The 25,597-nt window shown below is 40.0% G+C and carries 24 protein-coding genes and 1 riboswitch; of the genes, 13 read left to right on the top strand and 11 right to left on the bottom strand.

Annotation, left to right across the window (positions count from 1 at the left end):
- The first annotated feature begins 3 nt into the window (after positions 1 to 3).
- From JSQ81_RS14385 to JSQ81_RS14375, 3 genes are read left to right on the top strand one after another with little or no spacing between them, the layout of a single operon-like run.
- Complete coding sequence (locus JSQ81_RS14385; RefSeq protein ID WP_212604710.1) at positions 4 to 744, top strand: metal ABC transporter ATP-binding protein; 741 nt, start codon at positions 4 to 6, stop codon at positions 742 to 744.
- Positions 744 to 1,616, top strand: coding sequence for a metal ABC transporter permease (locus JSQ81_RS14380; protein ID WP_212604709.1), 873 nt, complete (start codon positions 744 to 746; stop codon positions 1,614 to 1,616). Before JSQ81_RS14385 ends, JSQ81_RS14380 begins: the two co-directional genes overlap by 1 nt.
- Positions 1,617 to 1,649: 33 nt before the next feature.
- Positions 1,650 to 2,597, top strand: a complete 948-nt coding sequence (locus JSQ81_RS14375) for a metal ABC transporter solute-binding protein, Zn/Mn family (RefSeq protein WP_212604708.1) — start codon at positions 1,650 to 1,652, stop codon at positions 2,595 to 2,597.
- A 45-nt stretch (positions 2,598 to 2,642) separates the two neighbouring features.
- On the opposite strand, the gene JSQ81_RS14370 is transcribed toward JSQ81_RS14375, so the two are convergent.
- The 3 genes from JSQ81_RS14370 to JSQ81_RS14360 all read right to left on the bottom strand — a co-directional run bounded on the left by JSQ81_RS14370 (position 2,643) and on the right by JSQ81_RS14360 (position 6,120).
- Entirely contained in the window at positions 2,643 to 3,470 is an 828-nt protein-coding gene (locus JSQ81_RS14370; RefSeq protein ID WP_212604707.1) for an undecaprenyl-diphosphate phosphatase, read from the bottom strand.
- A gap of 7 nt (positions 3,471 to 3,477) precedes the next feature.
- Complete coding sequence (locus tag JSQ81_RS14365) at positions 3,478 to 4,089, bottom strand: DedA family protein (RefSeq protein WP_212604706.1); 612 nt, start codon at positions 4,087 to 4,089, stop codon at positions 3,478 to 3,480.
- Positions 4,090 to 4,497: 408 nt separating this feature from the next.
- Positions 4,498 to 6,120: a long-chain fatty acid--CoA ligase gene (locus JSQ81_RS14360; protein WP_212604705.1), complete on the bottom strand. Its 1,623-nt coding sequence runs from the start codon at positions 6,118 to 6,120 to the stop codon at positions 4,498 to 4,500.
- Between the two features lie 313 nt (positions 6,121 to 6,433).
- On the opposite strand from JSQ81_RS14360, the gene JSQ81_RS14355 reads away from it, so the two are divergent.
- The 5 genes from JSQ81_RS14355 to JSQ81_RS14335 all read left to right on the top strand — a co-directional run bounded on the left by JSQ81_RS14355 (position 6,434) and on the right by JSQ81_RS14335 (position 10,364).
- Positions 6,434 to 6,790: a lmo0954 family membrane protein gene (locus tag JSQ81_RS14355; RefSeq protein ID WP_212604704.1), complete on the top strand. Its 357-nt coding sequence runs from the start codon at positions 6,434 to 6,436 to the stop codon at positions 6,788 to 6,790.
- Positions 6,791 to 6,806: 16 nt separating this feature from the next.
- Entirely contained in the window at positions 6,807 to 7,445 is a 639-nt protein-coding gene (locus JSQ81_RS14350; protein ID WP_212604703.1) for a PspA/IM30 family protein, read from the top strand.
- A 564-nt stretch (positions 7,446 to 8,009) separates the two neighbouring features.
- Positions 8,010 to 8,714 (top strand): cell wall-active antibiotics response protein LiaF, encoded by a 705-nt coding sequence (gene liaF / locus JSQ81_RS14345; RefSeq protein ID WP_212604702.1) that lies wholly within the window; start codon positions 8,010 to 8,012, stop codon positions 8,712 to 8,714.
- The gene (locus JSQ81_RS14340) at positions 8,711 to 9,739 is read left to right on the top strand and encodes a sensor histidine kinase (protein ID WP_212604701.1); all 1,029 of its coding nucleotides are present in this window, start codon (positions 8,711 to 8,713) and stop codon (positions 9,737 to 9,739) included. The genes liaF and JSQ81_RS14340 overlap by 4 nt, the downstream gene beginning before the upstream one ends.
- Complete coding sequence (locus tag JSQ81_RS14335; protein WP_212604700.1) at positions 9,732 to 10,364, top strand: response regulator; 633 nt, start codon at positions 9,732 to 9,734, stop codon at positions 10,362 to 10,364. The genes JSQ81_RS14340 and JSQ81_RS14335 overlap by 8 nt, the downstream gene beginning before the upstream one ends.
- 42 nt (positions 10,365 to 10,406) lie before the next feature.
- Here JSQ81_RS14335 and JSQ81_RS14330 read toward each other — a convergent pair whose 3' ends face one another.
- Both JSQ81_RS14330 and JSQ81_RS14325 read right to left on the bottom strand, forming a co-directional pair.
- Positions 10,407 to 10,883: a DinB family protein gene (locus JSQ81_RS14330; RefSeq protein WP_212604699.1), complete on the bottom strand. Its 477-nt coding sequence runs from the start codon at positions 10,881 to 10,883 to the stop codon at positions 10,407 to 10,409.
- An 8-nt stretch (positions 10,884 to 10,891) separates the two neighbouring features.
- Positions 10,892 to 11,092 (bottom strand): hypothetical protein, encoded by a 201-nt coding sequence (locus JSQ81_RS14325; RefSeq protein WP_212604698.1) that lies wholly within the window; start codon positions 11,090 to 11,092, stop codon positions 10,892 to 10,894.
- A gap of 146 nt (positions 11,093 to 11,238) precedes the next feature.
- On the opposite strand from JSQ81_RS14325, the gene JSQ81_RS14320 reads away from it, so the two are divergent.
- Entirely contained in the window at positions 11,239 to 11,886 is a 648-nt protein-coding gene (locus JSQ81_RS14320) for a CPBP family intramembrane glutamic endopeptidase (RefSeq protein ID WP_212604697.1), read from the top strand.
- A gap of 46 nt (positions 11,887 to 11,932) precedes the next feature.
- On the opposite strand, the gene JSQ81_RS14315 is transcribed toward JSQ81_RS14320, so the two are convergent.
- The 3 genes from JSQ81_RS14315 to JSQ81_RS14305 all read right to left on the bottom strand — a co-directional run bounded on the left by JSQ81_RS14315 (position 11,933) and on the right by JSQ81_RS14305 (position 16,847).
- On the bottom strand, positions 11,933 to 13,597 hold the full coding sequence (locus JSQ81_RS14315) for a mechanosensitive ion channel (RefSeq protein WP_212604696.1): 1,665 nt from the start codon (positions 13,595 to 13,597) through the stop codon (positions 11,933 to 11,935).
- 172 nt (positions 13,598 to 13,769) lie between these two features.
- Entirely contained in the window at positions 13,770 to 15,998 is a 2,229-nt protein-coding gene (locus JSQ81_RS14310) for a sensor histidine kinase (RefSeq protein WP_212604695.1), read from the bottom strand.
- Between the two features lie 156 nt (positions 15,999 to 16,154).
- Positions 16,155 to 16,847 (bottom strand): response regulator transcription factor, encoded by a 693-nt coding sequence (locus tag JSQ81_RS14305; protein ID WP_212604694.1) that lies wholly within the window; start codon positions 16,845 to 16,847, stop codon positions 16,155 to 16,157.
- Between the two features lie 243 nt (positions 16,848 to 17,090).
- Here JSQ81_RS14305 and JSQ81_RS14300 point away from each other — a divergent pair, with 243 nt between their 5' ends.
- Together JSQ81_RS14300 and JSQ81_RS14295 are read left to right on the top strand one after the other, a co-directional pair.
- On the top strand, positions 17,091 to 18,017 hold the full coding sequence (locus JSQ81_RS14300) for a hypothetical protein (protein WP_212604693.1): 927 nt from the start codon (positions 17,091 to 17,093) through the stop codon (positions 18,015 to 18,017).
- Entirely contained in the window at positions 18,014 to 18,571 is a 558-nt protein-coding gene (locus JSQ81_RS14295) for a hypothetical protein (protein WP_212604692.1), read from the top strand. Before JSQ81_RS14300 ends, JSQ81_RS14295 begins: the two co-directional genes overlap by 4 nt.
- 17 nt (positions 18,572 to 18,588) lie before the next feature.
- Here JSQ81_RS14295 and JSQ81_RS14290 read toward each other — a convergent pair whose 3' ends face one another.
- Positions 18,589 to 19,476 carry a DMT family transporter gene (locus tag JSQ81_RS14290; RefSeq protein WP_212604691.1) on the bottom strand — a complete coding sequence of 296 codons (888 nt, stop codon included), beginning with the start codon at positions 19,474 to 19,476 and terminating at the stop codon, positions 18,589 to 18,591.
- Positions 19,477 to 19,659: 183 nt separating this feature from the next.
- Positions 19,660 to 19,777: riboswitch (TPP riboswitch) on the top strand.
- Between the two features lie 179 nt (positions 19,778 to 19,956).
- On the opposite strand from JSQ81_RS14290, the gene thiC reads away from it, so the two are divergent.
- Complete coding sequence (gene thiC, locus JSQ81_RS14285; RefSeq protein WP_212607676.1) at positions 19,957 to 21,732, top strand: phosphomethylpyrimidine synthase ThiC; 1,776 nt, start codon at positions 19,957 to 19,959, stop codon at positions 21,730 to 21,732.
- A gap of 342 nt (positions 21,733 to 22,074) precedes the next feature.
- On the opposite strand, the gene nadA is transcribed toward thiC, so the two are convergent.
- Positions 22,075 to 23,178 (bottom strand): quinolinate synthase NadA, encoded by a 1,104-nt coding sequence (gene nadA / locus JSQ81_RS14280; protein ID WP_371812548.1) that lies wholly within the window; start codon positions 23,176 to 23,178, stop codon positions 22,075 to 22,077.
- A 22-nt stretch (positions 23,179 to 23,200) separates the two neighbouring features.
- Positions 23,201 to 24,043: a carboxylating nicotinate-nucleotide diphosphorylase gene (nadC, locus tag JSQ81_RS14275; protein WP_212604689.1), complete on the bottom strand. Its 843-nt coding sequence runs from the start codon at positions 24,041 to 24,043 to the stop codon at positions 23,201 to 23,203.
- Between the two features lie 306 nt (positions 24,044 to 24,349).
- Here nadC and JSQ81_RS14270 point away from each other — a divergent pair, with 306 nt between their 5' ends.
- Entirely contained in the window at positions 24,350 to 25,528 is a 1,179-nt protein-coding gene (locus tag JSQ81_RS14270) for an IscS subfamily cysteine desulfurase (RefSeq protein WP_212604688.1), read from the top strand.
- Positions 25,529 to 25,597: the final 69 nt, after the last annotated feature.

The raw sequence follows: 25,597 nt of genomic DNA, 5'->3' as shown, positions 1-25,597 counted from the left end.
TGCATGATTGATCCGATAACAGTAAATAACATAAGTGTTTCATACGACGACAATGAGGTAGTAAAAGACGTATCATTCTCGTTTGAGCCAGGAAGTTTGATTGGCGTGCTTGGACCAAACGGCGCGGGAAAGTCATCATTACTTCAAGCGATGCTCGGATTAATCCCCCGAGACCAAGGTGATGTACGACTTGGAACGCATTCAATAGATGAAATGCGTAAGCAAATTGCTTATGTTCCACAACGATCCAATATTGACTGGAATTTCCCAATCATCGTGAAAGATACGGTGCTGCTTGGGACGTATCCGAAAACCGGCTTGTTTCGCCGACCGAAAAAAGAGGATAAAGAGTGGTCGATGGAATGCTTGAGGCAAGTAGGAATGGAGGAATTCGCCAAGCGTCAAATTGGCGAGTTGTCAGGTGGGCAGCAACAACGGGTGTTCCTCGCAAGAGCGCTGGCGCAGAAGGCAGATTATTTCTTCCTCGACGAGCCGTTTGTGGGGATCGACGTATCGAGCGAAGAAGTCATCATCGATATTTTACGCCAATTGAGGAAAGCTGGAAAAATCGTTTTCGTCGTACATCATGACTTATCGAAAGTGAAAAGCTATTTTGATGAACTTGTTTTGATAAATAAAGAACTAATAGACGCGGGTCCTGTCAATAAAGTGTTTCAGCGAGACAATATGGCAAAGGCATACCAACGCGAACTCATGCTAGATGGTTTGGAGGTTTCAATGTAATGGATTTTATACATGATCTAATGACCTACGGCTTTTTGCAAAAAGCATTTGCCACGTCAATCATGGTTGGCATCATATGCGGGGTCATCGGCTGCTTCATCGTCCTGCGTGGTATGGCATTAATGGGTGACGCCATTTCACATGCAGTTCTGCCAGGTGTTGCAATTTCCTACATGCTCGGCATCAACTTTTTCTACGGGGCTGTGGCGACCGGTATTTTGACAGCATTCGGAATCGGAGCCATCTCGCAAAACAGCCGTATTAAAAACGATGCGGCAATTGGATTGGTATTCTCGGCGTTTTTTGCGCTTGGAATCATTTTGATTACGCGAGCCGGCAGCGCGACTGACTTGACGCAAATTCTATTTGGAAATGTTTTGTCGGTTCGTTCGTCAGATATGTGGTTGACCCTGATTATAGGCGCATTTGTTATTTTGGTTGTCGTCTTATTCTTTAAAGAATTGCTTGTCTCTAGTTTTGATGAGACTATGGCTGCCGCGTACGGTTTGAAAACGCGCATGATTCACTATACAATTATGTTTTTGCTCACGCTAGTCACGGTGGCTTCGTTACAAACAGTCGGCGTCATCTTGGTTGTTTCAATGTTGATCACGCCTGCTTCAACAGCCTATCTTCTTACAAACAGATTATCGGTCATGGTCGTTTTGGCCGCGTTCTTCGGAGCATTATCTTCTGTTATTGGTCTTTACTTTAGCTTCTTGTACAATTTACCGTCCGGGCCCGTAATTGCTCTTGCCACAACTTCGTTATTCTTGATCGCCTTTTTATTCGCACCGAAACAAGGCATCGTGTCTAAAAAGATTCGACTGCTAGGAAAACGCAAAGAAGCAACAGCTAAGAATGGAATTTAGCATAATAAAATACAGAGGAGTAGAATCAGTCACATGAAAAGTTTAATGAAATTGCTCGCCCTGTCTTTCCTTGCTGTATTTACACTAGCAGCATGTGGAAACAATGACGGCGGCAATGAAGAAACAGAGACAAATGGGAAGTTGAAAGTCGTTACATCCTTTACAATTATCGCCGATATGGCAAGAGAAATCGGCGGCGATTTCGTGGAGGTGTATAACCTAGTACCGAGCGGAACAGATCCCCATGAATATGAACCTTTGCCGAACGATATCAAAGCAGCTACTGATGCGGATATCCTTTTCTATAACGGATTAAATCTTGAAGGCGGGGAAAATGGCTGGTTCATGAAAATGATGGACGCCGTGAGTCAGAAGGATGAAAACATTTATAGTATGACGGAACGAGTGGAACCGAGATACTTGTCCGGCGGTAATGGCGAAGAAGAAGTTAACCCTCATTCGTTCATCGACCCGGCTGTGGGTGTCAAGATGGCGGAAGATATGCGTGATGCTTTAATGGCAAAGCACCCCACTAAAGGCGATAAGATTAAAGAACAAGGTGATGCGTATGTCGAGCGGCTAAAAGATCTTGATAAAGAATTTGAAGCGCGCATTCAAAGCATCCCAGAAGAAAATCGCGTCCTTGTTACAAGTGAACGTGCTTTCCAATACTTGAATGATCGCTACGGTTTAAGAGAAGCATTCATCTGGGAAGTGGATACAGAAGAAAATGGTTCTCCGAAACAAATCAAAGACCTCGTGCACTATATCCAAGAAAATAAGGTGCCAGTTCTGTTTGTAGAATCCAATGTCGACACGCGTCCAATGGAAACCGTCTCTAAGGAAAGCGGTGTTCCGATAGCCGAGAAACCAATCTATTCTGATGAAATCGGAAACCCGGGCGATGAAATTGATACGTATGTAAAATACTTGGAATACAATATGAAATTGATCCATGAAGAATTAAGCAAAGTTCGATAACAATTAAAAAATGACCCGTGCATATTCATACGCACAGGTCATTTTTTATGTGAAGACGATAATCGCTAGTATCGCTGCTAGAATAAGTCTATAAATCGCGAATGGCATGAGTTTCACTTTCGAAATTAATTTCAAGAAGAAACGAATCGAAATGAGCGCGAATACAAATGCACTTACGAAACCGACTATATAAAACGATAAATAATTCATCTCCATATGTTCCCAGTTCTTTAAAACCGAAACGAGACTTGCCCCCATCATAATCGGAACTGCCATGATGAATGTAAAATCCGCGGCTGTCCGGTGGTTCATGCCGAATAAAACACCACCTGAAATTGTCGCGCCTGAACGGGAAAATCCTGGCCACAATGAAAAACATTGAACAAGCCCCACCGTAAATGCTTGTCGGTAACTAATTTGATCCAATGTTTTCACTTTTGGATTTTTCGGTCCGAGCTTATCTGCACCAATCATAAGAATTGCACCTACGACAAGCGCTGCAATGACCGTTTCAACTCTGAATAAATAATCGTCGATTAAATCTTTAAATGCAAAACCAAGAATAACTGCAGGCAACATCCCGACAATTACATGCATTAAATTGAACCGATTATTCATTTTCTTTCCATCAATTTTATAAAGTCCAACCAAACTGAATAAACGTTTCCAAAAAACGACGACGACTGCCAGTATCGATCCTAACTGAATAACAATTTTAAATGTATTCGCAGGATACTTCCCAAGAAACTCTTGAGATTTCAACCACATATCATCGACAATGATTAAGTGCCCCGTTGAAGAGACCGGCGCAAATTCTGTCATACCTTCTACAAATCCTAAAATAAGTGCTTTTATTAATTCAAAAAAGTCCATAAGTCACCTAAGCCCTCTTTCTGCGGAAGCGAATATACCAAATAGTCGCCGCGACTCCGCTCATTCCGATTAGTACATACGCAATGTTCGAATAAATATCCATATAATAAACAATCGATTCCCAATTGTCTCCGACCGCGACACCGACTGAAACGAGAATCCCGTTCCACAGTAAACTACCAAGCGTCGTTAATAATATGAATAGTGGAAAGTTCATATTGGACATGCCTGCCGGAACTGAAATTAGGCTCCGAATAAGTGGAACTAACCGGCAAAAAAATACAGTCCACGGACCATATTTATCAAACCACGCGTCCGCTTTATGAATGTCTTTCCTTGTCAACCGTAATAGGTGTCCCCATCGATCGACGATTTTTTCTAAACGACTAACATCAATAAGAAGACCTATGCTATATAAAATCATCGCTCCAATTACAGATCCGATCGTTGCAGCAATAATAACGCCGAGTGGTGTCATATTCGAAAACGTCGTCATAAAACCGCCAAAAGTCAAAATCACTTCTGATGGGATGGGTGGAAAAATATTTTCAAGCATAATTAACAATAATACACCAATATAGCCAAACTCGCTCATAAATTCAGTAATCCAATTTTCCATGCTTCATCCCCGCCGATACCAAGTCTACTAAAATAAGTACTGCCGTGCAAATTGAAATTCACCTAAACTGGACGTTCCATTCTTGAAAATGTTCCTTCTCATGAACAGTTTATGTGAAATGATGAAACGTCATGACAGCTTATTACACCCAAATACTTTATCAACATGTGCATATCTAGCGACTTATAAAAGATATCCTCAATTTCGGTGGACAATTTTTCGATTTTGTGGATAAATTCTGAACATTCGACGCCATTCGATAAAAACCGTAAAGTTCTCCACAAAATATGAACAAAGAAGGATGCACTCCAATCCTTCCCACGTAAAATTACAAGTGATCCAAATAACTAAATAATTTTTACTCCTATAAAAGGGAAAAGCCATCCAAGATAAAGGATGGCTTTTCTATTAAACTTGTTCGACGTTCTCTGTCAGTTCTTTTCTAAGTGCCATTTTTAAAAACTTACCGACAGATGTTTTTGGAATCTCATCCAAAAACACGACATCGTCCGGAACCCACCATTTCGCAAATTGCCCTTCCATATAAGACAACAATTTTTCCTTCATTTCTTCATCAGCGGTTTGTCCTTCGTGCAACACAACGCAAGCGAGTGGACGTTCCAACCACTTCTCATGCGGGATGGCGATTACCGCCGCTTCAAATACAGCGTCATGTGTCATTAATGCATTTTCAAGATCAACGGACGAGATCCACTCCCCGCCGCTTTTAATTAAATCTGCGGTTCTATCCATCAATTTCAGATAGCCGTCTTCCGTCATGATCGCAATGTCTCCCGTATATAGCCATCCGTCTTTAAATGCGTCCGTCGTACGTTCATCTTTATAATATTCACTTGCAATCCAAGGACCTTTAATGGTTAATTCGCCCATCGTTTTCCCGTCCCAGGGCACTTCCCCGTCTTCATTGACAATGCGAACCTCGAGTCCAGGCATGGTCAACCCTTGGAGCGCGCGTATATTGATTTTTTCTTCCATTGAATAGTTTTCCATTTTAGATGTAAATACAGACAAACTGACAAGTGGCGAAGTTTCGGTTAATCCGTAGCCGACAATGAATGGCACTTTATACTTTTCTTCGAAAGCACGGATTAGCCCTTTCGGTGAAGCTGAACCACCGCTGACAATCGCACGTAGCGATGATATATCTCGCGGATTCTTTTCAAGTTCGTTTAATACTGCCAACCAAATCGTCGGGACACCCGCGGTAATCGTTACTTTTTCTTTTTCGATAAGATCAAGAATTAAAGCCGGATTAAATCCTGGTCCCGGTAGTACTTGTGACGTTCCAAAGAACACGGCGGCGAATGGCATCCCCCATGCATTTGCATGGAACATCGGAACAATTGCCAATGTAACATCACGCTCGGACATGCCCATCGCATCAGATAAACCTAGTGCATAACTGTGTAACACGAGGCCTCGATGCGTATATACAACGCCTTTCGGATTCCCCGTTGTCGCGGATGTATAACACATTCCCGCAGGCGTGTTTTCATCTAAATCCTCTGGAAATTCAAATGTATCGGAAGCTGCATCAAGCAGCGCTTCATAGGAATGAACATTTTCGAGCGTCGTTTCAGGTATATCTTTACTGTCGCCCATGATGACATAATGCTTGACTGTTTTTAACATAGGCGCAAGCTGTTGGAGATGCGGAAATAAATTATCGTCAACAAGCAGAATTTCATCTTCGGCATGGTTGATAACATAAGCGATATGTTCTGGTGACAGTCGTATATTAATCATATGAAGGATCGCACCGGTACACGGAACGCCAAAATAAGCCTCCAAATGGCGATGGTGATTCCAACCAAATGAGCCGACTTTCGTTCCGTGCTTCATACCGAGTTTTGTCAGTGCATCGGCGAGTTTGCGCGTTCGTTTTGCAAATTCACTATACGGGATACGGTGGATCTTATCTTCGCCTGTCCGAGAAATAATTAACTTGTCCGGAAAGAACTGTTCTGCTCGTTTGACAAATGACGATAATAAAAGCGGTGTTTGCATCATACTAAATCCAGCTCCTTTTATGGGTAATAGATTATTAAGTACGTTCGCCTTTCCAACATCGATACCGAATGATTATATGCAATTCTTCCTATTTATATGCGCCTGTCCCCCTTCCTTTGTATCAATCAACTCAACAGTTATCTAAATTAATTGACTCTTCCTTCAATTATAGTTTACATGAAAGCTAGTCCAATTTCCATAGCGTAGTATAAATAATTCAGCCTTAGGTCTTAGATGGAAATCCGCTTTGCGCCTGTAGGGACAAACACGATTCCAGTATAAGATTAAGATACAAATAAAGGAGGCAAGGAAAATGAAAAAATTCGGACTTGTACTACTCGGCATCACCGCTGGAATTATCGCTGTCGCAAATCTAGGTTCATTATTAGCACTCGCTTTGTCAGCACTAATCGCCTATGCAGGTTTTCACTACTTCAGAAAAAGCGACTCAACAATCGCAAAGTTATTCTGGGGAGGCGTACTTCTGATCGGCTTGATCACAGCAATTTCAAATGTGCCCGCGTTTATCGGCATCATCGCGATTATCGGTGTGTTATATGTATGGCGCAAATGGAATAGCACACCAGCAGATGACAACATCATCGAACATGGCCCCATAAATGACCCTTTCGTTAATTTCGAAAGACAGTGGGAAGAAATCACAAAATAATGAGGAGGAATTTATCATGAATTCACTTTGGAACCGATTCAAATACACAGTGCAGGCAGATTTACATAATGCCTTTGACAAGAAAGAAAATAAAAACCCGATTGCAATGCTTAACCAGTACATTCGAGAAGCAGAAAAACAAACAAATTCAGTCGGAAAGTTGCTCGAACGTCAATTTAAACTTAAAACGGAACTTCAAAAAGAATTAACTGAAGCTGAAACAATGGTCGATAAACGTCGAAAACAGCTTAAGCTCGCACAATCTGTCGGCGAAGAAGATTTAGTCGCGTTCGCTGAACAGGAAGTTACTGCTTACGAAAAGCGCGCGAATGATCTTACAGAAACAATCATTCATGTTACTGACGAATTAACTTCTTTAGAACGTAAATTTGAAGAAATGAAACATAAAGTTAAAGATATGAAAGTCCGTCAGTTACAATTAATGGGCAAAGAAAATGTCACACGCGCTCATCATCAAATGGACAAAGTGATTTCACCTGAGACAGCAGATGAAAAAGTGTCGTCATTAACCGAGATGAATCAGTACATCGAAAGCCTTGGCGGTAAAATTGACCGTGAATACGAAACATCATCAATGGAACGCCGACTTGAATCACTTGAAACAACTGATGAAAAAAATGTCGAAGTTGTGTAAACTGTAAAGTATAAAGAGGAATCTTTCTTACAGGAACAAGTAGCAGTAGAGAGTTTCTCATTAAACACGCTTCGGCGCTGGTGGATGCCTCCCGCGATAAGCCTGACAGAAGACCACTGCCAGTCTTATCGCTCCGGCTACCACTTGTAAGGCGCCCTCGCTGGTTTATTTTTGGTAAATTGTTGACGTTTCTTATAACAGAGAATGTAAAATTTATTAGTAACATCTTAAATAATGTTTTTCTAGATCAAAACTGTATAACAAAGTTTTTTCTTATAACAGGCTTGCAGTCAATATGAATTTCTTTATCAGAAAGAAGGTAAATAATTAACTTTCTTATTATAGTGAATTAGTTGATTGGAGTGCAGGGTGGCGACTCCCGCGGAATAGCATCAACCGAAAGCCCCGCAGGAGCGTAGCGACGAGGAGATTGAGGTGATGCCCGCAGGAAAGCGTCCGCCCGGAACGGAAATCAACGGGATAAAGAGTAATTATTCTCCATCTTTTTAGTCACTTTTTTCCATCTTCAGCACCCAACCAAGACCACACAGAGGAGGATGTAAAATGAAAGAGCAATTTAATACAAGCAAAATTACGTTTTGGGGCTTTGCATTTTTACTCCTCGTTCTTTTTGAAACGGTTTTTTTACGCACAGGCAGTATCGCTTTTGTGATTATCGGTTCATTTCTTCTCTATTTCGGAATACGAAAACAATCTAAGTTCCTAGTCATTACGGGATTTGTCTTTATTGTTCTTGCTTTATTTACCTTATGGAGTTTGCGTCTTTTAGCCTTAATCTTAGTCATTAATATCCTCTATAAATTATGGAAAGGCATTCCCGCAGAAACAATTATGCGGCCTCTTCATGAATATAAAAAAGAAACACCGAACGGAATTTGGAAAAATAATTTATTTTCAGTCCAATCATCGCCCTTTTCATCTTACGAATGGGAAGATGTTCATATTCAAGGCTTCTTCGGCGATATTACAATCGATGTCACGGAGACGGTTCTTCCGAAAGGAACTTCCCTCATTTCCGTCAGACAAGGAATCGGGAAAATCAAAATCGAATTGCCCTATGAGATTCCCGTTCGAGTTCATTACACAACTCTATTCGGTGAAGCAAAACTTTTTGGCGTTCATAAAAAGAGGCTTGTCAATGAGTTTCTTCATATGAAAGATGGGTACTCTGAGTCAATTGATAATAGTCCAGAACTTATTATTACCCTTTCTACTTGGGCTGGGGATGTTGAGGTGACACGTAAATGAGAAAAGTGATTGCGCGTGGTTTTTTCCTGACATTCCTATTTATCACGATTGCTGCACTTTATCTTTATTTCCTTATCGGCTTGCCACTAAAAGAAAGTTGGCGAGCATTTTATGAGTTAACCGTTTCCGCTGTTCCGATTGGTTGGTGGATACTGAATACCGCCCTCCTCCTTGGATGGGTCATTGCAATTTGGACGCATAATTTGGAACGCTCAAAAGAAAAAGTCATCGAAGAGAGACTCTCTAATTTACTCGCTACTGATGGAGACACCTATCCGAAAGAAAAATTCACGCCTCGTATGGACCGGACGATTGAAACAGTTTCAGATTTAATTCATTCGCAACGAAAAAGCTTGCAACGCATTACGGACGAACGAGCTGAAACGCAAGACCAACTCATTCAGGAACGCGTCGTACAAGAACGCCAACGACTTGCGCGGGAATTACATGACTCTGTCTCTCAACAGTTATTCGCCGCTTCTATGCTTTTGTCAGCAATTACGGAGGGCGAAGAAGATGCCGCAGCAAAAGTACCCCTTCACCAGGTTGAACGAATGGTTCAACAAGCGCAATTGGAAATGAGGGCCCTACTCCTCCATCTTCGTCCGGCCGCACTAAAAAACAAGTCTCTTGCAGAAGGACTTGAAGAGCTCTTAGTCGAATTGAAAGAGAAAGTATTGTTTGATATTCGTTACCGCTTAGAAGAAGTTCATCTTTCCAAAGGGGCAGAAGATCACCTATTCCGAATTGCTCAAGAGACTTTGTCCAACACACTCCGTCATGCACAAGCAACAGAAGTTGATATTCTCTTAGTGGAACGAGATGGGCTTGCCATTTTTCGCGTTCAAGATAACGGCATCGGTTTTCAGGAAGTTGATGAAAAGACGGGTTCTTATGGCTTACAAAACGTAAAAGAACGTGCCATTGAAATTGGAGCGACTTGTAAAATCGTCTCCGTCCCTTCGCAAGGTACGATTATTGAAGTGAAATTACCCACGCTGAAAGGAGAGGAATCGATTGATTAAGATTTTATTGGTAGACGATCATGAAATGGTTCGTATCGGTGTTTCGGCATACTTAAAAATTCAACCTGATATGGAAGTTGTCGGGGAGGCTGTTAATGGACTTGAAGCGGTCGACAAAGCGCTTGAATTGCGACCAGATATTATATTAATGGACATGGTCATGCCTGGGATGAACGGGGCCGAGGCTACTAAAGCGATCATTGACCAATGGCCCGAAGCGAAGATAATGATTGTTACTAGCTTTTTGGACGATGATAAAGTGTATCCTGCACTCGAAGCGGGCGCAATTAGCTACATATTAAAAACGTCGAATGCAAAACGGATTGCAGAGGCAATTCGTGAAACACTAAAAGGCCAAACAGTACTAGAGCCAGAAGTCACAACAAAAATGATGAAGCGAATGCGAGTTGGCAATCAATCATCGCCCCATGAGCAGTTAACCGAACGGGAACTCGAAGTATTGCTGCATATTTCAAAAGGAAAAACGAATCAAGAAATCGCGGATGAATTATTCATTGCTGTTAAAACAGTAAAAACGCATGTGAGTAATTTATTGTCTAAACTAGAAGTGCAGGACCGGACGCAAGCTGTTATCTATGCGTTTAAACATGATTTAGTAAAATAAAAGTCAGCTACCTAAACATTTAGGCTGCTGACTTTTAGTCTTTTAGTTTACTGTTGCACGATTTAAACCATCGATAATTCCTGTGTGTAGACCTTCATGCCAAATGGCAAATAAGATTAACGCCCCGATTGTCTTTATTGTATGATTACCAAAGTCTATCGGATTTTCTAAAGGTTCTTCGATTTTTCCCGAAAGTACTTCCTTTAGACGTGCAGTTTGCTCTGTCAATGCAACTACCATTTCCTCGTTTGAAGGAATATCCCCTTCCCATATTGCAGGAGAAGAGCCTCTCACAAAGAGCGGAATCCATTCGGCATTAACGATTTCATACTCTTTATCTACCAGATGCACAAAATACTCCAAAGTCACATAAATATGTCCGGCGTTCCAACGTATTGTATTACTGAATCCAGTCGGTTGCGTATCCCACTCAGCGTCAATCGTTTTTTCAAGACGACCTAGTGTGTACAAACGCGTGAAATTCATCTGATTCAGGATTTCGATTGTTAACGTCCTCATTTCTATCTCTATTTTCTTGTTTTATGTTCACCATAAGCGGATGGTTTTTGTATATCTTTTTCTGTTTCTTTATATTCGTTTTCTCGAAAAACTTCTGTTTCATTCGATTCTGCCGGATCGGAAAGTGGCAGGTCAGCATTTGTTTTCCCGTGTTTATCAACATTAGGTTCAAAATCGGCTTTGTTTGGATAATTTTCATGTTTTTTCATGTTTTATCGTCTCCTTTTACTAAGAATATTAACTCAGCCCTATAATTAGTATACCCCAATCCGAGTATAAAGACTATTTAGAAACTTCTTCTTTACACGGCTCTTCTGCCGACATATAGTATTAACAAAGACTTCGGAGGTGTGTAATGTTAAAAGGACTCTTATTAGCATTGGCTAGTATCGTTTTTTTACTTTGGATTGAACAAGGAATAGAAGTTTCATATATTTGGAAAACGATGGCGAAAGTTATCCTCTTTCTTGTTATTCCACTAATTCTGTTCAGGAAAACAAAACTCACTTTTCTGTCAATAAAAAAGACAGATAGGACAAGTTTACGAATCGCAATACTTTCTGGTCTCGCCGTCATGTTCGTAATTATCGCGGCATTTATTTTACTCATGCCTTCTATAGATATCGATTCGCTACTTTTAGATTTAATTGAACGTGCAGGTGTAACCGCTACAGTATTCCCTTTTGTTGCTCTCTATATATTAATCGGGAATTCACTATTAGAAGAGTTCTTTTTTCGCGGACTATTGCCAAGCTTCTTTAAAAATAATTTTTTCAGGTTGATAATTCCTTCCCTACTTTTTGCAGTCTATCATGTCGCAATATTTTTACCGTGGTTCAATCTACCAATACTACTGCTCGCTGTCCTCGGTTTATGGGTTGGCGGTTTCATTTTCCAAATGGTAAATGAGAGAAGCGGAACCATTTTACCATCGTGGATCATTCATATGTTTGCGGATGTCGGCGTTCTTTTAGTTGGGGTTTACATATTTTACTTTTATTAAAAAATTGGACTACTAATAAATTAGCAGTCCAATTCTTTCATTACCTTTATGGTACTATTGGATCGTCATTTCCTTCCCCTTCATACGGGTATCTTTCGCCCGGTTTCGGTTCATTATATGATGTGTCTTGTCCTGGAGTCGATTTGTTCGGATCGACTTCGGCATTGTTTATAACATCTTCAACCTCATTTTTCACTTCGGCTTTCTCTTGTTCCCACTTCGTCTTTGAAACTTCAGCACCTTGTAAACTACTTTCCATTTCCGATAGATAACGAGAAGCATGCTCTCGGCCGCCTAGACCAAATGCAAGGCCAAATGCGAGCGCAACTCCGCCGAGTATGAGAATAAACGCTGCATTGATGATTGCTGGTGCAATTCCAAGCTGACTAAGTGCCATGAAGAAAGCAAATGCTAGAATTGCATACTTTGCAACATATCGTAGAACATGCGGTGCCCCGGATGGTTTCGTCATCACGCTTCCGACAAAACGTTCAGCAAGATTCGCTAACCAGAATCCGACAGCTAGAATAACAACTGCTGCTAGAACCATTGGCAAATATGCAAAAATACCTGTAGCTAACGACACCATAAAGTGTAAGTTTACAACTTGTAATGCTTCAACAACGAACAACAAAATGACGACAATTTGTACAATTGTTCCTATAATCTCTGCTAGTGACGGCATTGAAGGCTTTACAGAACGAACGCCCATTTTGCCGAACAATGAATTGACACCTAAATTTTCAAGCAGTGAAACAACGACACCTTTAATCCATTTAGCAAGAAGTACGCCAACTAACACAAGTACTATTCCAATTATGATTTTCGGTATCATACCAACAATGTCATGCAACATCGCAATTGCCGGTTCTGAAATACCGCGCAAGTCAAGCGCTTCAAGCGATGAAATCGTAACTGGAATCATGATGAGAATAAACGCAATCGTTCCAACTAATTTCGAAAGGCTCGTTCCTTTTAAAAACGAAGATATTTTTAATTTGTCTGCAAAACGATCTGTTCCAATTGATTCCAAGAATTTTGTTAAAATAACGCGGATAATCTTTGCGACGATAAACCCTACTACAAAAATAATAGCCGCTCCAACCAGTTTTGGTATGAAGTTTAAGAATCCTTGTAGTAATCCTTCAAAAGGACCACTCACACCGCTTAATCCCAGCGCATGTAAAACAGCTGGCATGAATAAAAGCAGTATCAAGTAAAATGCGATGTTTGCTGCATTTTCAATCCATTTCGATTTATTTGCTTCCTCCGCAGAAACACCGGCTTTCACAAAATACTTATTAAGATTTAACTTATTACCCGCCATAAGGATGAACTTTTTCACGACAAGCGCCAATATCCAAGCAATAAATAAAATGATTGCGGCTTTTAAAATACCAAGAATGGCACCCGCAAATCCTGAATAAATTGAAACGAATGGTGTTGCTATCAAGCTCATGTTCATAACATTAAGGAACATAATCAATGCGAGAAGCATGATACCCCAAAATACAACTTTACTAATAATCTTCTCGATATTCCATTTCGATTCTGTCGTTCCAAGACGTTCATTCATGCGGAATTTACGAAGCAGCTTGTAAACCACTCCTTGGATAACCTTCGCAATAATGAATCCAACAAGTAAAATCAGTAAACCTATTAATAAATCAGGCAACCAACTTAAAAATCCTTGAACTGTGAAGTCTGACATATAATTTCCTCCCATCTATTTTTGGTTTCTTCCATATTGTTCTATTCCTACTAATCCACCACAATAAACATATATTTGTTAATTTCCCTATCAATCTATGAAAAAGCTACACAAAAAAACTGTACCACATTGCTAAATTAGCAAGTTGTACAGTTTTTGATTCGCGTTAATATTAAATGACTGGAACTAACACCGTTACTTTAAATAAATCCCCGTCCACTTCAATCTTCATTTCTCCGTCATGCATATCGACAATGGATTGAGCGATGGCAAGACCTAGACCCGAACCGTCTGTATGACGTGAAGTATCTGCTCGTTTAAAGCGTTCAAATAGTTCGTCTCCGTTTTCATTTAATTCATACTGAGATATGTTTTTCAGTTCAAACTTCGCCTGGTCGCCTGCTTGTTTTAGCGTAATGTAAACGCGAGTGCCCGGCATCGAGTATTTGATCGCGTTGACGATTAAATTATCGAGGACACGCCACCATCTTTGGCCATCGACATTCGCAACAATCTCAGTTTCCGGCAAGTTCACTCGGAAATCAAGACCGTTCGTAGAAATATCATCTGCATGTTCCGCCAATGCCTGTTGAAGCAGCTGCGTCAAATCGACTCGCTGTTTATGAAGCTCTAGGTTTCCGCTGGCCATTTTTGATACTTCAAATAAATCTTCGATTAACGTTTTCAATCGCTGTGATTTTTTATCAAGGATATCCACGTATTTTTGACGCTCATCCTCTGTTAATTCCGGTGATTTCAATAAATCCGTATACGTTATAATCGATGTTAGCGGCGTGCGCAAGTCATGACTCACATTTGTGATTAATTCGGTCTTTAATCGTTCACTTTTCGCTTGTTCCGTCATCGAAACTTTTACGCCTTCGCGCAAGTTATTCAGGTTCCTTGCGTGATCCGCTAATGGTGATTTTCCTTCTATCTTAATTTCATCTTGTAACCGCCCTTGTGCCATCTTTTCTGTCGCGATAATAATTCGATTCAGATATGCTGAGCGTCTCATGAAAATATAGAGCGCTGGTAATCCCAAGAACACGACACATATTGCGTAAAAGACTAATAAGAAAGGGCCAACATACATTCCGCCGAGAAGAAATCCGAAGACTCCAGCGAATCCAGCTCCAGCAAGAAAAAATCCAACAAGCAAAATAAACGTTTGAATACCAATTGTTTTGCTCATGAACATTTCCTGTATTGCCCTGAAAAACTTCACAATGGAACTGTTTGCAATATCCTGTTCCAGCACGCCTTTATGCTTCCAACGTTCAACACAATCGACAAGTTGAAACGATATGGCCGCAATCGCGATTGCCAGAATGATGAGCCAACTAATATGCGCAAGTAAATTTCCTGAATAGATTTGGAAGTAATGGCTAGGTTGTGCATTCCGGTAAATAATTTCGGTCGTAATTAGGATAGACAAGAAAAACAAAGCGGCTTTCATGTCTATTTTTAATTTATCATAACGCGCATTGAGCCTTGTATTTGTTACCCACTCTTTTCTAAACTTAACGATGGTGAATAAGGCGACAGCTGATAGGATTCCCAATAGCCACATTGCATAAGTTGCATATTTTCTTTTATTAAATTCTGCTACTTGGCTTTTTAAATAACCAGAAGCTAATGCAGTATCTGGTATTATGACTTCCCCTTCGTATGTCCTTACTGGATTTTTAAATAAAGACATATTGCCATTCGTTAATTCAGCTACTTCATATAAAAAGTTGGATACATATTCCCCTTCATCGTAGTCATTACGAGGGATAGAATTAGCTTTAAATAATCCTTCCTCTTCATTAAACACCTTTTTGTATACTGATTTCACGGTCACACTACCAGATGAAAACGTTTCACCGGTTTCCACGTCTGTTAGATGATAGGCTATCGGAAAAAGTGACAGTTCAGTACCCTTAAGTTCATTTATATATTTCTCCAAAACAATTTCTTTTTCAGCCCGAATTTTGGCTTCAACATGCTCATCACTTTCAAAATTCATCTCAACATCCGCGATCTTAATATCCCGTTCTTTGATTAATGCGGCTTCGAGTTGTTTATTCCCCGAAGACTTAGCTTCATTAACTCGTTCCTCATACTGGTCATGAAGATTGGTCAGTTGATCTGAAAGAGAGCCATAATAATTGCGATGTTCTTCTATTTCATCATTTGTAACCGGAATTTTCTTTTTCGCCTCTTCAATATCGAGCGGATTCAAAACCGCTGGACCCAGCATGCCATAAAAATTGTCCATTTCTCTTTGAAAGTCTTCTGTATCGAAATAGTTTTTTCCAATATAGGTAGGCGAAAATTGCAATGCTGATGGTATGGCTATTAATAGCAGGGCTGCGAGAATAGACCAGACAAAAAGTTGCATTTTATTATTTTTCATTCTTACAGGCCTCCGCTAAACATTCTTGTTAGTTGGACAATCATCCGGTTGGACCGGAATGTTTCTCCGTAATACAGGTCGAAAAAATGCGTAAAACAATAACCGATGCTAACGGTTGCTATGATCAGGGCAATAATTGACCAAAAAAGTGCGCTTTTACTTCTCGATTTTGTAGCCAATGCCCCACACCACCTTTACGTAACGCGGATTTTTTGGATCAGCTTCAATCTTTTCGCGGATTTTCCGTATATGAACTGCGACGATATTTTCAGCATTGTATGCCTGTTCGTTCCAAACTCGTTCGTAAATTTCATTAATTGAGAAAACACGTCCTGCGTTTTTCATCAGTAATTCGGTTATTTTAAATTCGATTGGCGTTAGTTTTACCCCTACCCCATCAACAGTAATTTCTTTGGCCTCTTCATCAAGTGCAAGCCCATCGATAACAATCTTCTTTTGTGAACCTTCGTATGTCCCAAATTGAACATAACGGCGTAATTGCGATTTGACGCGCGCCATTAATTCCATCGGGTGAAAAGGTTTGGTAACGTAATCATCGGCACCGACCGACAAACCATGAATTTTATCGGAGTCTTCTACCTTAGCACTCAACATAATGATCGGGATGTTGTTTTCTTCTCGAATTTTGAACGTCGCCGTTATGCCATCCATATTCGGCATCATAATATCGAGAACAAGTAGATGTACTTCATTTGACCCTAGAAGTTCAAGCGCCTCTTTGCCGTCCGCTGCCTTCAATACGTCATAACCTTCATTTTTCAAGTAAATTTCAATGCCGTCTCGAATCTCTTGGTCGTCATCCGCAACAAGTACTGTAAATCTAGCCATCATCCGCACCTCGCTTTCTTATATGATACCAATTCTACTCGGTAAATCTTAACTTTCAGGCATTCAAATTATGAAGACTTTCTTAAGAAGTTATTATTCGGCGTTATCTTTTTTGGTTATTGGTTTACTCAAGTAGCTAGCGCATTGATTGTGAATAAATTAACAAAAAATAAGTATGGGAGATGTGTTTTTCATATAGTATACTGAATTTAGCAATTGTTTTCACATGAGGGGGGGAGCGATTTGAAAGGTCGGATTTTTTGGCTTGCACTGTTTTTCATAGGCCTAAGTTGGATTTTGAATTCGTATTATGCCTATTCCAAACGTCTTGATGAACCAATATTTTTGGATCATTATATTGAACTATCGGTCGGAGAGGAAATAAGTTATCTCACGCTTTACTATTTAACAAATATCAATGACAATTCCCATCTTTCCCATGTGAATTTCGAAGGTATCGATGGTTATGTAGCTCAAGATGACTTTTTCTTCAATGACTTCGGCTTCTATGCGAATGAAGTCGCGACTGATTTACAGACATTCACGCATTATTCATTGCGTGAAATTCGGATTGAATTAGTTTCATACGACTTAGAAGAATTATTAAAAGATAACGATGAATTAATCATTCACGAGATGAAATTGTTCTTCGACGATGGACGGGATATAACTGTACCAATTGGCGAAGTTGTGCTTCGTAAACCCTATGAATTTGAAAATATGCTCAGCCAACCATGGAGTGGATCTAATAGCGATAACTTGAGCATAATGGCATTTTCTGCAGGAGAAAACCTGACAATTGACAGTATGAGATTCAAATTTGATGAGGTTATAAAAGATCATGTTTTTCTTAAAATGGATTCCATGAATACTGTTTCTAATCAAGAGCAACCCGACCTTTTGGATAGTAGCTGGAATGGATTGCATGGCATTGAGATTAAAGACTTTAAGTTTCCTTTCGATCTGGAAAAAGATGAAGGTTTCAAACTTTATTCGCAGATTTCACCTAACTTTATCGGTTTTTTGGAATCTTCAATCTTAATTACAGGGTCGACTGAAAGTGGCAAACCATTTACATCCTATAGCTTTATTAATAATCACATACCTGATTTGAAACAAAAGGATGTTGATAGGATTATTCAGGAAAAAATAAAAGGAGGTTCGCGATGAGAAGTTCCTTGAATTTGGTGTTTTGGGGATTCCTATTTGTATTTCTTCGCTTTGAAATTGGAATTGATATCCTTTCAGATCCTATTGGTTATTTTTTAATTGCACTGGGCTGTTTTGGTCTTCGGGAACATTATCCAAACGCTCAAAAAGTAGGAATTTTGGCTGTTGGAATGATTTTGGTCTCCATTCCAACTGCCTTTACCAATCTTGATGAGGTAAATTCTTTAGGCTGGAGTATCTATACGGCTGTACTCCTTTTTTTAAAATTAATCCTGGCTTATTTTCTGTTCTTGGTTCTGAAAACCATAGTGGAAGATTATGATCATACTACATTAATTAACCGAACAAACACAGTCTTTATAATATATATGATATCAAATTTACTTTTATTGGCTAACGCATCATTTTCAATGAATGTATCCGGAGGTTTTTGGATCGTAGTTGGTGGCGTGCTCATATTCGCTACCTTTATAATGGAAATTGTACTGCTTATTCTAATACGGTCAATTCGAAAAGCCGAGCCCGTTCTGGTTAGTCCAATTATCGATGCATAAACAACAAAGAAGCCATGTCATTCATTCGCGACATGGCTTTTCTTTGATTTTCGTCCACTCAATGTCAGTACAAGAATTCCACCGAGCAGCATAGCAATCCCAATCCAAGATGTTAGATCTAATTTTTCTCTAACAATGACAACACTGAGTAAAGCTGCGGTGAGTGGTTCTGCAAGTGATAGCGTGACGGCTGATGAGGAAGGAATGTGTTTTAATCCTGTGGAAAAAAGAATATAGGCAACACTCGTTGTTGCGATTCCCAAATAAATAACTACCGCAATCCCACTTCCCGTCAATAAACCCTCTGTTTCAAATCGCAAAAGAAATGGCAGTAACATAAGTGCGCTAACCGAAAAAATGACCGCTACAGCAGAAATTGCTTCCGTTTTTTCAAGGACTTCTTTATTAACAAGTGCATAAAACGCAAATAATAGTCCCGCGCCGAGCGACATGGTCACGCCGATTGGGTTGACGACGATTCCATCTTTGTTTATAAAGAGCAGTGCGCACCCAACAATTGCGAGTAGCGTCGCAATCATCCATACCCCGTTTGGGCGGCGCTTCAATAGAAACCATTCAATAAATCCAGAAAAAACGGGTGCGCTTCCAATTGTCACAACCGTTCCGATGGCAATTCCGGTTAGTCTTACAGAAGAGAAAAATAAATACTGGAAGACAGCCATTGAAATCGCAGCGTAGATTGTGGGACGCCATGGCCAGTTTCGAAAATCAATTTTGCGCATGATCAGTAAAACGGCTAATAATGTGAAACCACCCACTGCGAGTCTTGATGCTCCCACTGCCAATGGATGAATTGTTTGCGGCATGAATGTTTGAGCCGTTCCAGTTGTTCCCCAAAGTACAGCCCCTAATAGTACTAGAAAATATGAAAACCGTTGTGACAAGACTTTCCCTCCAACCCGCTTTACTATTAGAATACCATTCTTTATGACTCTGAATATACCATTTTTCAATATTTGCAGATTAAGTCGTGAATAGTAAAAAAATTAATCAAATGAATATTTCAAGCTATTGACATTGTTTTATTATTGGCTATACTTGGAATTGATAGGCTGAACAATTTAATTAGATTGAACTAGAGGTGTCCGGTTAGTCCGGGCTGAGAGGGAAAAAACGTTTAAGTTTTCCTAACTCTTTGGACCTGATCTGGCTCATACCAGCGTGGGGAAGTTTCTAAATTCTACTGATGACATGCATCTATATGTATGTTTCATTTAGAGAGACTAGGTCCGTATTTACTTGGATCTAGTCTTTTTTCGTGAAAAATCGTGTGTCATTTATTCATTCTTTGAAATTAGGAATGACTTCTTTCGGACTGAGTCACGGTCTTCCAAGAAACTAAAAAAGAGGAGACGATTGACTTGATGGACAAAGAAAAAGAAGCTATGCCGATTCACATTTATGAAAGTTTTCCAGCGAGCAAGAAAGTATACATCCAAGGTAGCAGGACAGACATTCTTGTACCTGCAAGAGAAATTAAACTATCATCGACGATAACGGATGAAGGCGAGATTGAGAATGAACCATTACGAGTCTATGACACAAGTGGTAAATATACGGATGATAAATATAAAGTAGATATTCGTAAAGGACTCCCTTCAATAAAGAAAAACTGGATCCTAGAACGCAAGGATATAGAAGAATATGAAGGAAGAGAATTAAAGCCGGAAGATAACGGTTATAAAACGAAGGATGAAAATGAAAACAATAACTTTCATTTCCTGAAAAGAAAGCCACTACGTGCAAAAGAAGGTGAAAATGTAACGCAGATGCACTATGCGAGAAAAGGAATCATTACCCCTGAAATGGAGTTTATCGCAATACGTGAAGGTGTGGATGCAGAATTTGTCCGGGAAGAAGTCGCACGCGGAAGAGCCATTATCCCATCAAATATTAACCATCCAGAAGCAGAACCGATGATTATCGGTAGAAATTTTCATGTAAAAATAAATGCCAACATCGGAAACTCCGCGGTCACATCCTCTATCGAGAACGAAGTAGAGAAAATGACCTGGGCAACTCGCTGGGGTGCAGATACGATTATGGACTTGTCGACAGGTAAGGATATCCATACAACACGTGAATGGATTATCCGTAATTCTCCGGTTCCAATCGGTACTGTCCCGCTTTATCAGGCACTTGAAAAAGTAGATGGTAAAGTGGAAGACCTATCTTGGGAAGTCTTTCGTGATACATTGATTGAGCAAGCTGAACAAGGTGTTGACTATTTCACTATCCATGCAGGGGTGTTATTGCGCTATATTCCAATGACAGTCAAGCGTGTCACAGGTATTGTTTCAAGGGGCGGTTCAATCATGGCGCAATGGTGCCTGATTCATCACAAAGAAAGCTTCTTGTATACTCATTTTGAGGAAATCTGCGAAATTATGAAGCAGTATGATGTTTCCTTTTCTTTAGGGGATGGTTTACGGCCTGGTTCGATTGCCGATGCCAATGATGAAGCCCAGTTTGCCGAATTAGATACGCTTGGAGAATTAACAAAAATTGCATGGAAGCATGATATACAAGTAATCATTGAAGGACCAGGACACGTACCCATGCACTTGATAAAAGAAAACGTTGATAAACAGATGGAAGTCTGTCAAGAAGCACCCTTTTATACTTTAGGACCCTTAACGACTGATATCGCACCAGGATATGATCATATTACATCCGCAATCGGGGCAGCAATGATTGGCTGGTTCGGTACTGCGATGCTTTGTTATGTAACACCGAAAGAACATTTAGGACTACCGAACAAAAATGATGTCCGAGAAGGTGTAATAGCCTATAAAATAGCCGCACACGCAGCTGACCTAGCTAAAGGTCATCCAAATGCCAGAAAAAGAGATGATGCACTTTCAAAAGCACGGTTCGAATTCCGTTGGAGAGACCAATTCAATTTAGGGCTTGATCCGGAACGCGCACTGGAATACCATGATGAAACATTGCCAGCTGAAGGAGCAAAAGTTGCCCATTTCTGCTCGATGTGTGGTCCGAAATTTTGCAGTATGCGAATATCGCATGATATCCGGAAAAATACAGATCTAAATCTGCTTGAAGAAAACCTTGCTATCGAAAAAGGCCTGAATGATAAAGCAAAGGAATTCCAAAAGGTCGGCGGCACTCTATACATTTGATACCGCTTTGGAGGGGGTTTGACGATGAAAGAGACGAAACTACTTTTGAATAAAATTGAACAAAGCAAGCATCAACTCAAAATACTTGAAACAACACTGAAAGAACTCCAAGAAAACTGTTCACATGATTATATAGAAGAGATTACACATCGAATATGTCGTAAGTGCAATTATGTGGATAGTTTATATTATTAAAGGATAAAATTCTCATGATCCCCATCCCAGTCAAATTGAACTGGGATGGGATTTCACTTTATAATCTTTGTGTTCCTATTCATAAAAATCTTGGTACTTTGCTAAACCTTGATATCGCCGTACCAGTTGCGTTCAGATGCTAAAGCATTATACTCTTTCCAGCATACGCTCTAAGGCGATAATCGCATTTTCCGCAATCTTCTTATCTACGATAATTTGATTTACATTTTCTTCATTTACGATACTTTCTAAACTCCATAGTAAATGGGGAAGGTCGATACGATTCATTGTCAGACACGGACACATACTTGGATTCAGAGAAATAATATGTTTATCCGGATGCGATTGAATTAGACGATTAACCAGATTCATTTCCGTTCCGATTGCCCATTGGCTTCCAGGATTTGCATCATTGATTTTATCAATTATATATTTTGTTGACCCATTGTCATCTGCTAATGCGACCACTTCACGCGAGCATTCGGGATGAACGATAATACGCATGTCTGGATACTCCGCTCGCACATCGATTGTATTTTGCACTGTGAAGTTTTCATGTACGGAGCAATGCCCTTTCCATAAGATAACCTTGATGTCTTCGATTGCTCCTTCATGTTCCAACTGATCATGAATCGGATCCCATACCGCCATTTCCTCAAGCGGAATTCCTATGTCGTAAGCAGTATTTCTTCCTAGATGTTGGTCCGGTAAAAAGAGAATACGTTCTTTTTGAGTAAATGCCCATTTAACCATAGCGTGTGCATTAGAAGATGTCACTGTCGCACCACCGTTTTTTCCGACAAATGCTTTTATCGCAGCAGTAGAATTGACGTACGTTAGCGGTACAATTGTTTCGCCAAATAAATTCTCTAATGCATCCCATGCCCGGTCGGTCTGGAATATGTCCGCCATATCGGCCATTGAACATCCGGCACGCATGTCTGGCAAGTACACTTTTTGCTTATCGTTCGTTAAAATATCAGCAGTTTCCGCCATAAAATGAACACCACAAAAAATGATATGTTCGGCTTTTTCATTCGCTGCGCAAAGCTGAGCAAGTTGTAGCGAATCGCCAGCCGCGTCCGCAAATTGTATAACATCATCCCGTTGATAATGATGTCCTGGAATAAAAAGCTTTTCACCAAGCTGTTCCTTTATTTCTATAATTCGCGCCTCCATTTGTTCAGACGTTAGGCTTCGATACTTTTCAGGTAACGTACCACTTTTTTGTTCTTCGAAATATTGTAAGATTGTCACACTCAATTCCCCCTACTTAATTTGTATGTACTGAAACATTCGCACTGATGTCAAAAGCTTTTACAGAATGCGTCAAATAACCTAAAGATATATAATCAACACCCGTTTTCGCGTACTCGGAAATTGTATCTTTCGTAATCATTCCAGAAGCTTCTGTGATTATCGAATCTGGTACAATTTGTCTCCACTCCATAATTTCTTCAGGTGTGCAATTATCGAACATAATAATATCTGCGCGCGCTTCTACTGCTTCTTTCAATTGCTCTAACTTTTCGATTTCGACTTCTATTTTTACGGTATGGCCGAGACCTTCTCTAACCTTTCTGATAGCTCTTGAAATCGATCCAGCGAAAGCAAGATGATTATCTTTCAACATAACCGCATCATCCAACCCAAATCGATGATTGAAACCACCGCCGGCGCGCACTGCGTATTTATCTAGCATTCGTAAGCCAGGCATTGTTTTTCTCGTGTCACATATTCGCGCATTTGTTCCTTTCACTCGCTCGACGACTTCACTTGTTTCCGTTGCGATGCCGCTCATTCGTTGAATTAGATTTAAAAGGACTCGTTCACTTTTAAGTAAACTTTGAATGGACCCTTTCGCCGATGCCAGTATGGTCCCTTTTTCTACTCTTTCTCCATCCGCTATATAGCATGAAACAGTCGTCTGATCATCAATAATCCGCATGCACTCTTGAATAATACTTTTCCCACAAAAGATCCCATCCATTTTTGCCATAAGGTTCAGTTCGCCACTGGCTGATTCCGGAAATAAAAACGCACCGGATAAGTCGCCATTCCCGATATCTTCTATATAAAATTGTTCAAGCATGGATCTTAACTTGATGACGTTCATGTAGTCTTCTCCCCATTTCTACACCCTTTTGTAACTGAACAATGCGCGTTTCTCTTCATTGTTCGTTTTCAATAGGAATGTCTTCTCTAGTATTCGCCCTACTACTCTAAGGTCTGCACTTGTTACAAGTTTTGCAACTTGAAGCATAAATTTTGAATTACCTCTTTACACTGCCAATCTAAAGAAGTATTTAACAGGTTCGAATATTTGTCTTTCTGAACAACTGTCTTGACACCTATCTTTACATATTACTCTTAATATGACAAGATTGTATTTACTATTTATATTAATTTGGAGGAATTTATGATGAATTATTTCGATTATGCAGCGACGACACCACTTCATCCTGAGGCGGCGTTAGTTTATACGGAACTTTCAATCTCTTGCTATGGAAATACGAGTAGTTTACATGAAATCGGAACGGAAGCTGAAAATATGCTAGAATTTTGCCGTGCCGAACTTGCGGCGATGCTCAATGTAGAGTCAGCGGGGGTTTATTTTACTTCTGGTGGTACGGAGAGCAATTTACTTTCTATTATTTCGTTAGCAAAAGCAAACAGAGCTAAAGGGAATCATATTATTACAACATTAGGTGAACACCCATCAGTCGATTCCGCGCTTGAATATTTAAAAGAAGACGGCTTCGACATAACGAAAATTCCATTTACTAAAGATGGCTTGATCAATTTGGACACATTCAAGAAAGCCATTAAACCAAATACAATTCTTGTTAGTGTTCAACATATAAATCCTGAGATTGGCACCATTCAACCACTTGAGGAAATTTCCGAGATTGTAAAAGAATACGGGATTCTTCTTCATAGTGATTGTGTTCAATCATTCGGAAAAATAGATTTAGCGCGGATTGTAAATTGTGTTGATAGCTTGACAATTTCTGCCCATAAAACATATGGTCCAAAAGGGGTTGGCGTCGCGTACATTCACCCGCGACATCGAATCATTCCGGTCTTTCCAGGCTTAGTCCATGAATCCGGATTTAAAGGCGGAACTGTCAATGTTCCTGGAATTGCCGCATTCATTACAGCGACTAAACAATTGACAGACCCGCAAGAATTAAACGAAAAGCACACAAAATTTCGAGACGCTTTTCTTACAAAAATTTTGAAGTACCCGGAGTTTTTCACTGTATATGACTGCAACGATCGGAACATACAAATGCCTCAAATCATAGGTCTTCGCATCACGAATGTTGAAGGACAACTTATGATGCTCGAGTTAAATCGCCATGGGTTTGCCATTTCAACAGGAAGCGCTTGCCAAGTCGGCCAACAAACCTCTTCAAAAGCTATGATGGCGTTACAGGTTGATCCGCAAAAAGCGAAAGAGTTTATTCGTATTTCTTTCGGAGAAAGCACAACTTTAACAAGTGTAGATGCTTTAGCAGAACAATTAGTAAAAATACGGAAGCAAATCCACACCACTCAATCTGCATCGAATCACAAAATAGAAAGAACTTCTATATAAACTACAAGGATTTCCTGAATGGGAATCCTTTAATCATCTTGCAGTCATGCGAAATACACAAATGTGTCT

It is taken from the genome of Sporosarcina sp. Marseille-Q4063 (genome assembly GCF_018309085.1).
GTDB lineage: Bacteria > Bacillota > Bacilli > Bacillales_A > Planococcaceae > Sporosarcina.
The sequence above is the reverse complement of the archived record's forward strand: the minus strand, read 5'-3'. Positions and strand labels throughout refer to the sequence as shown.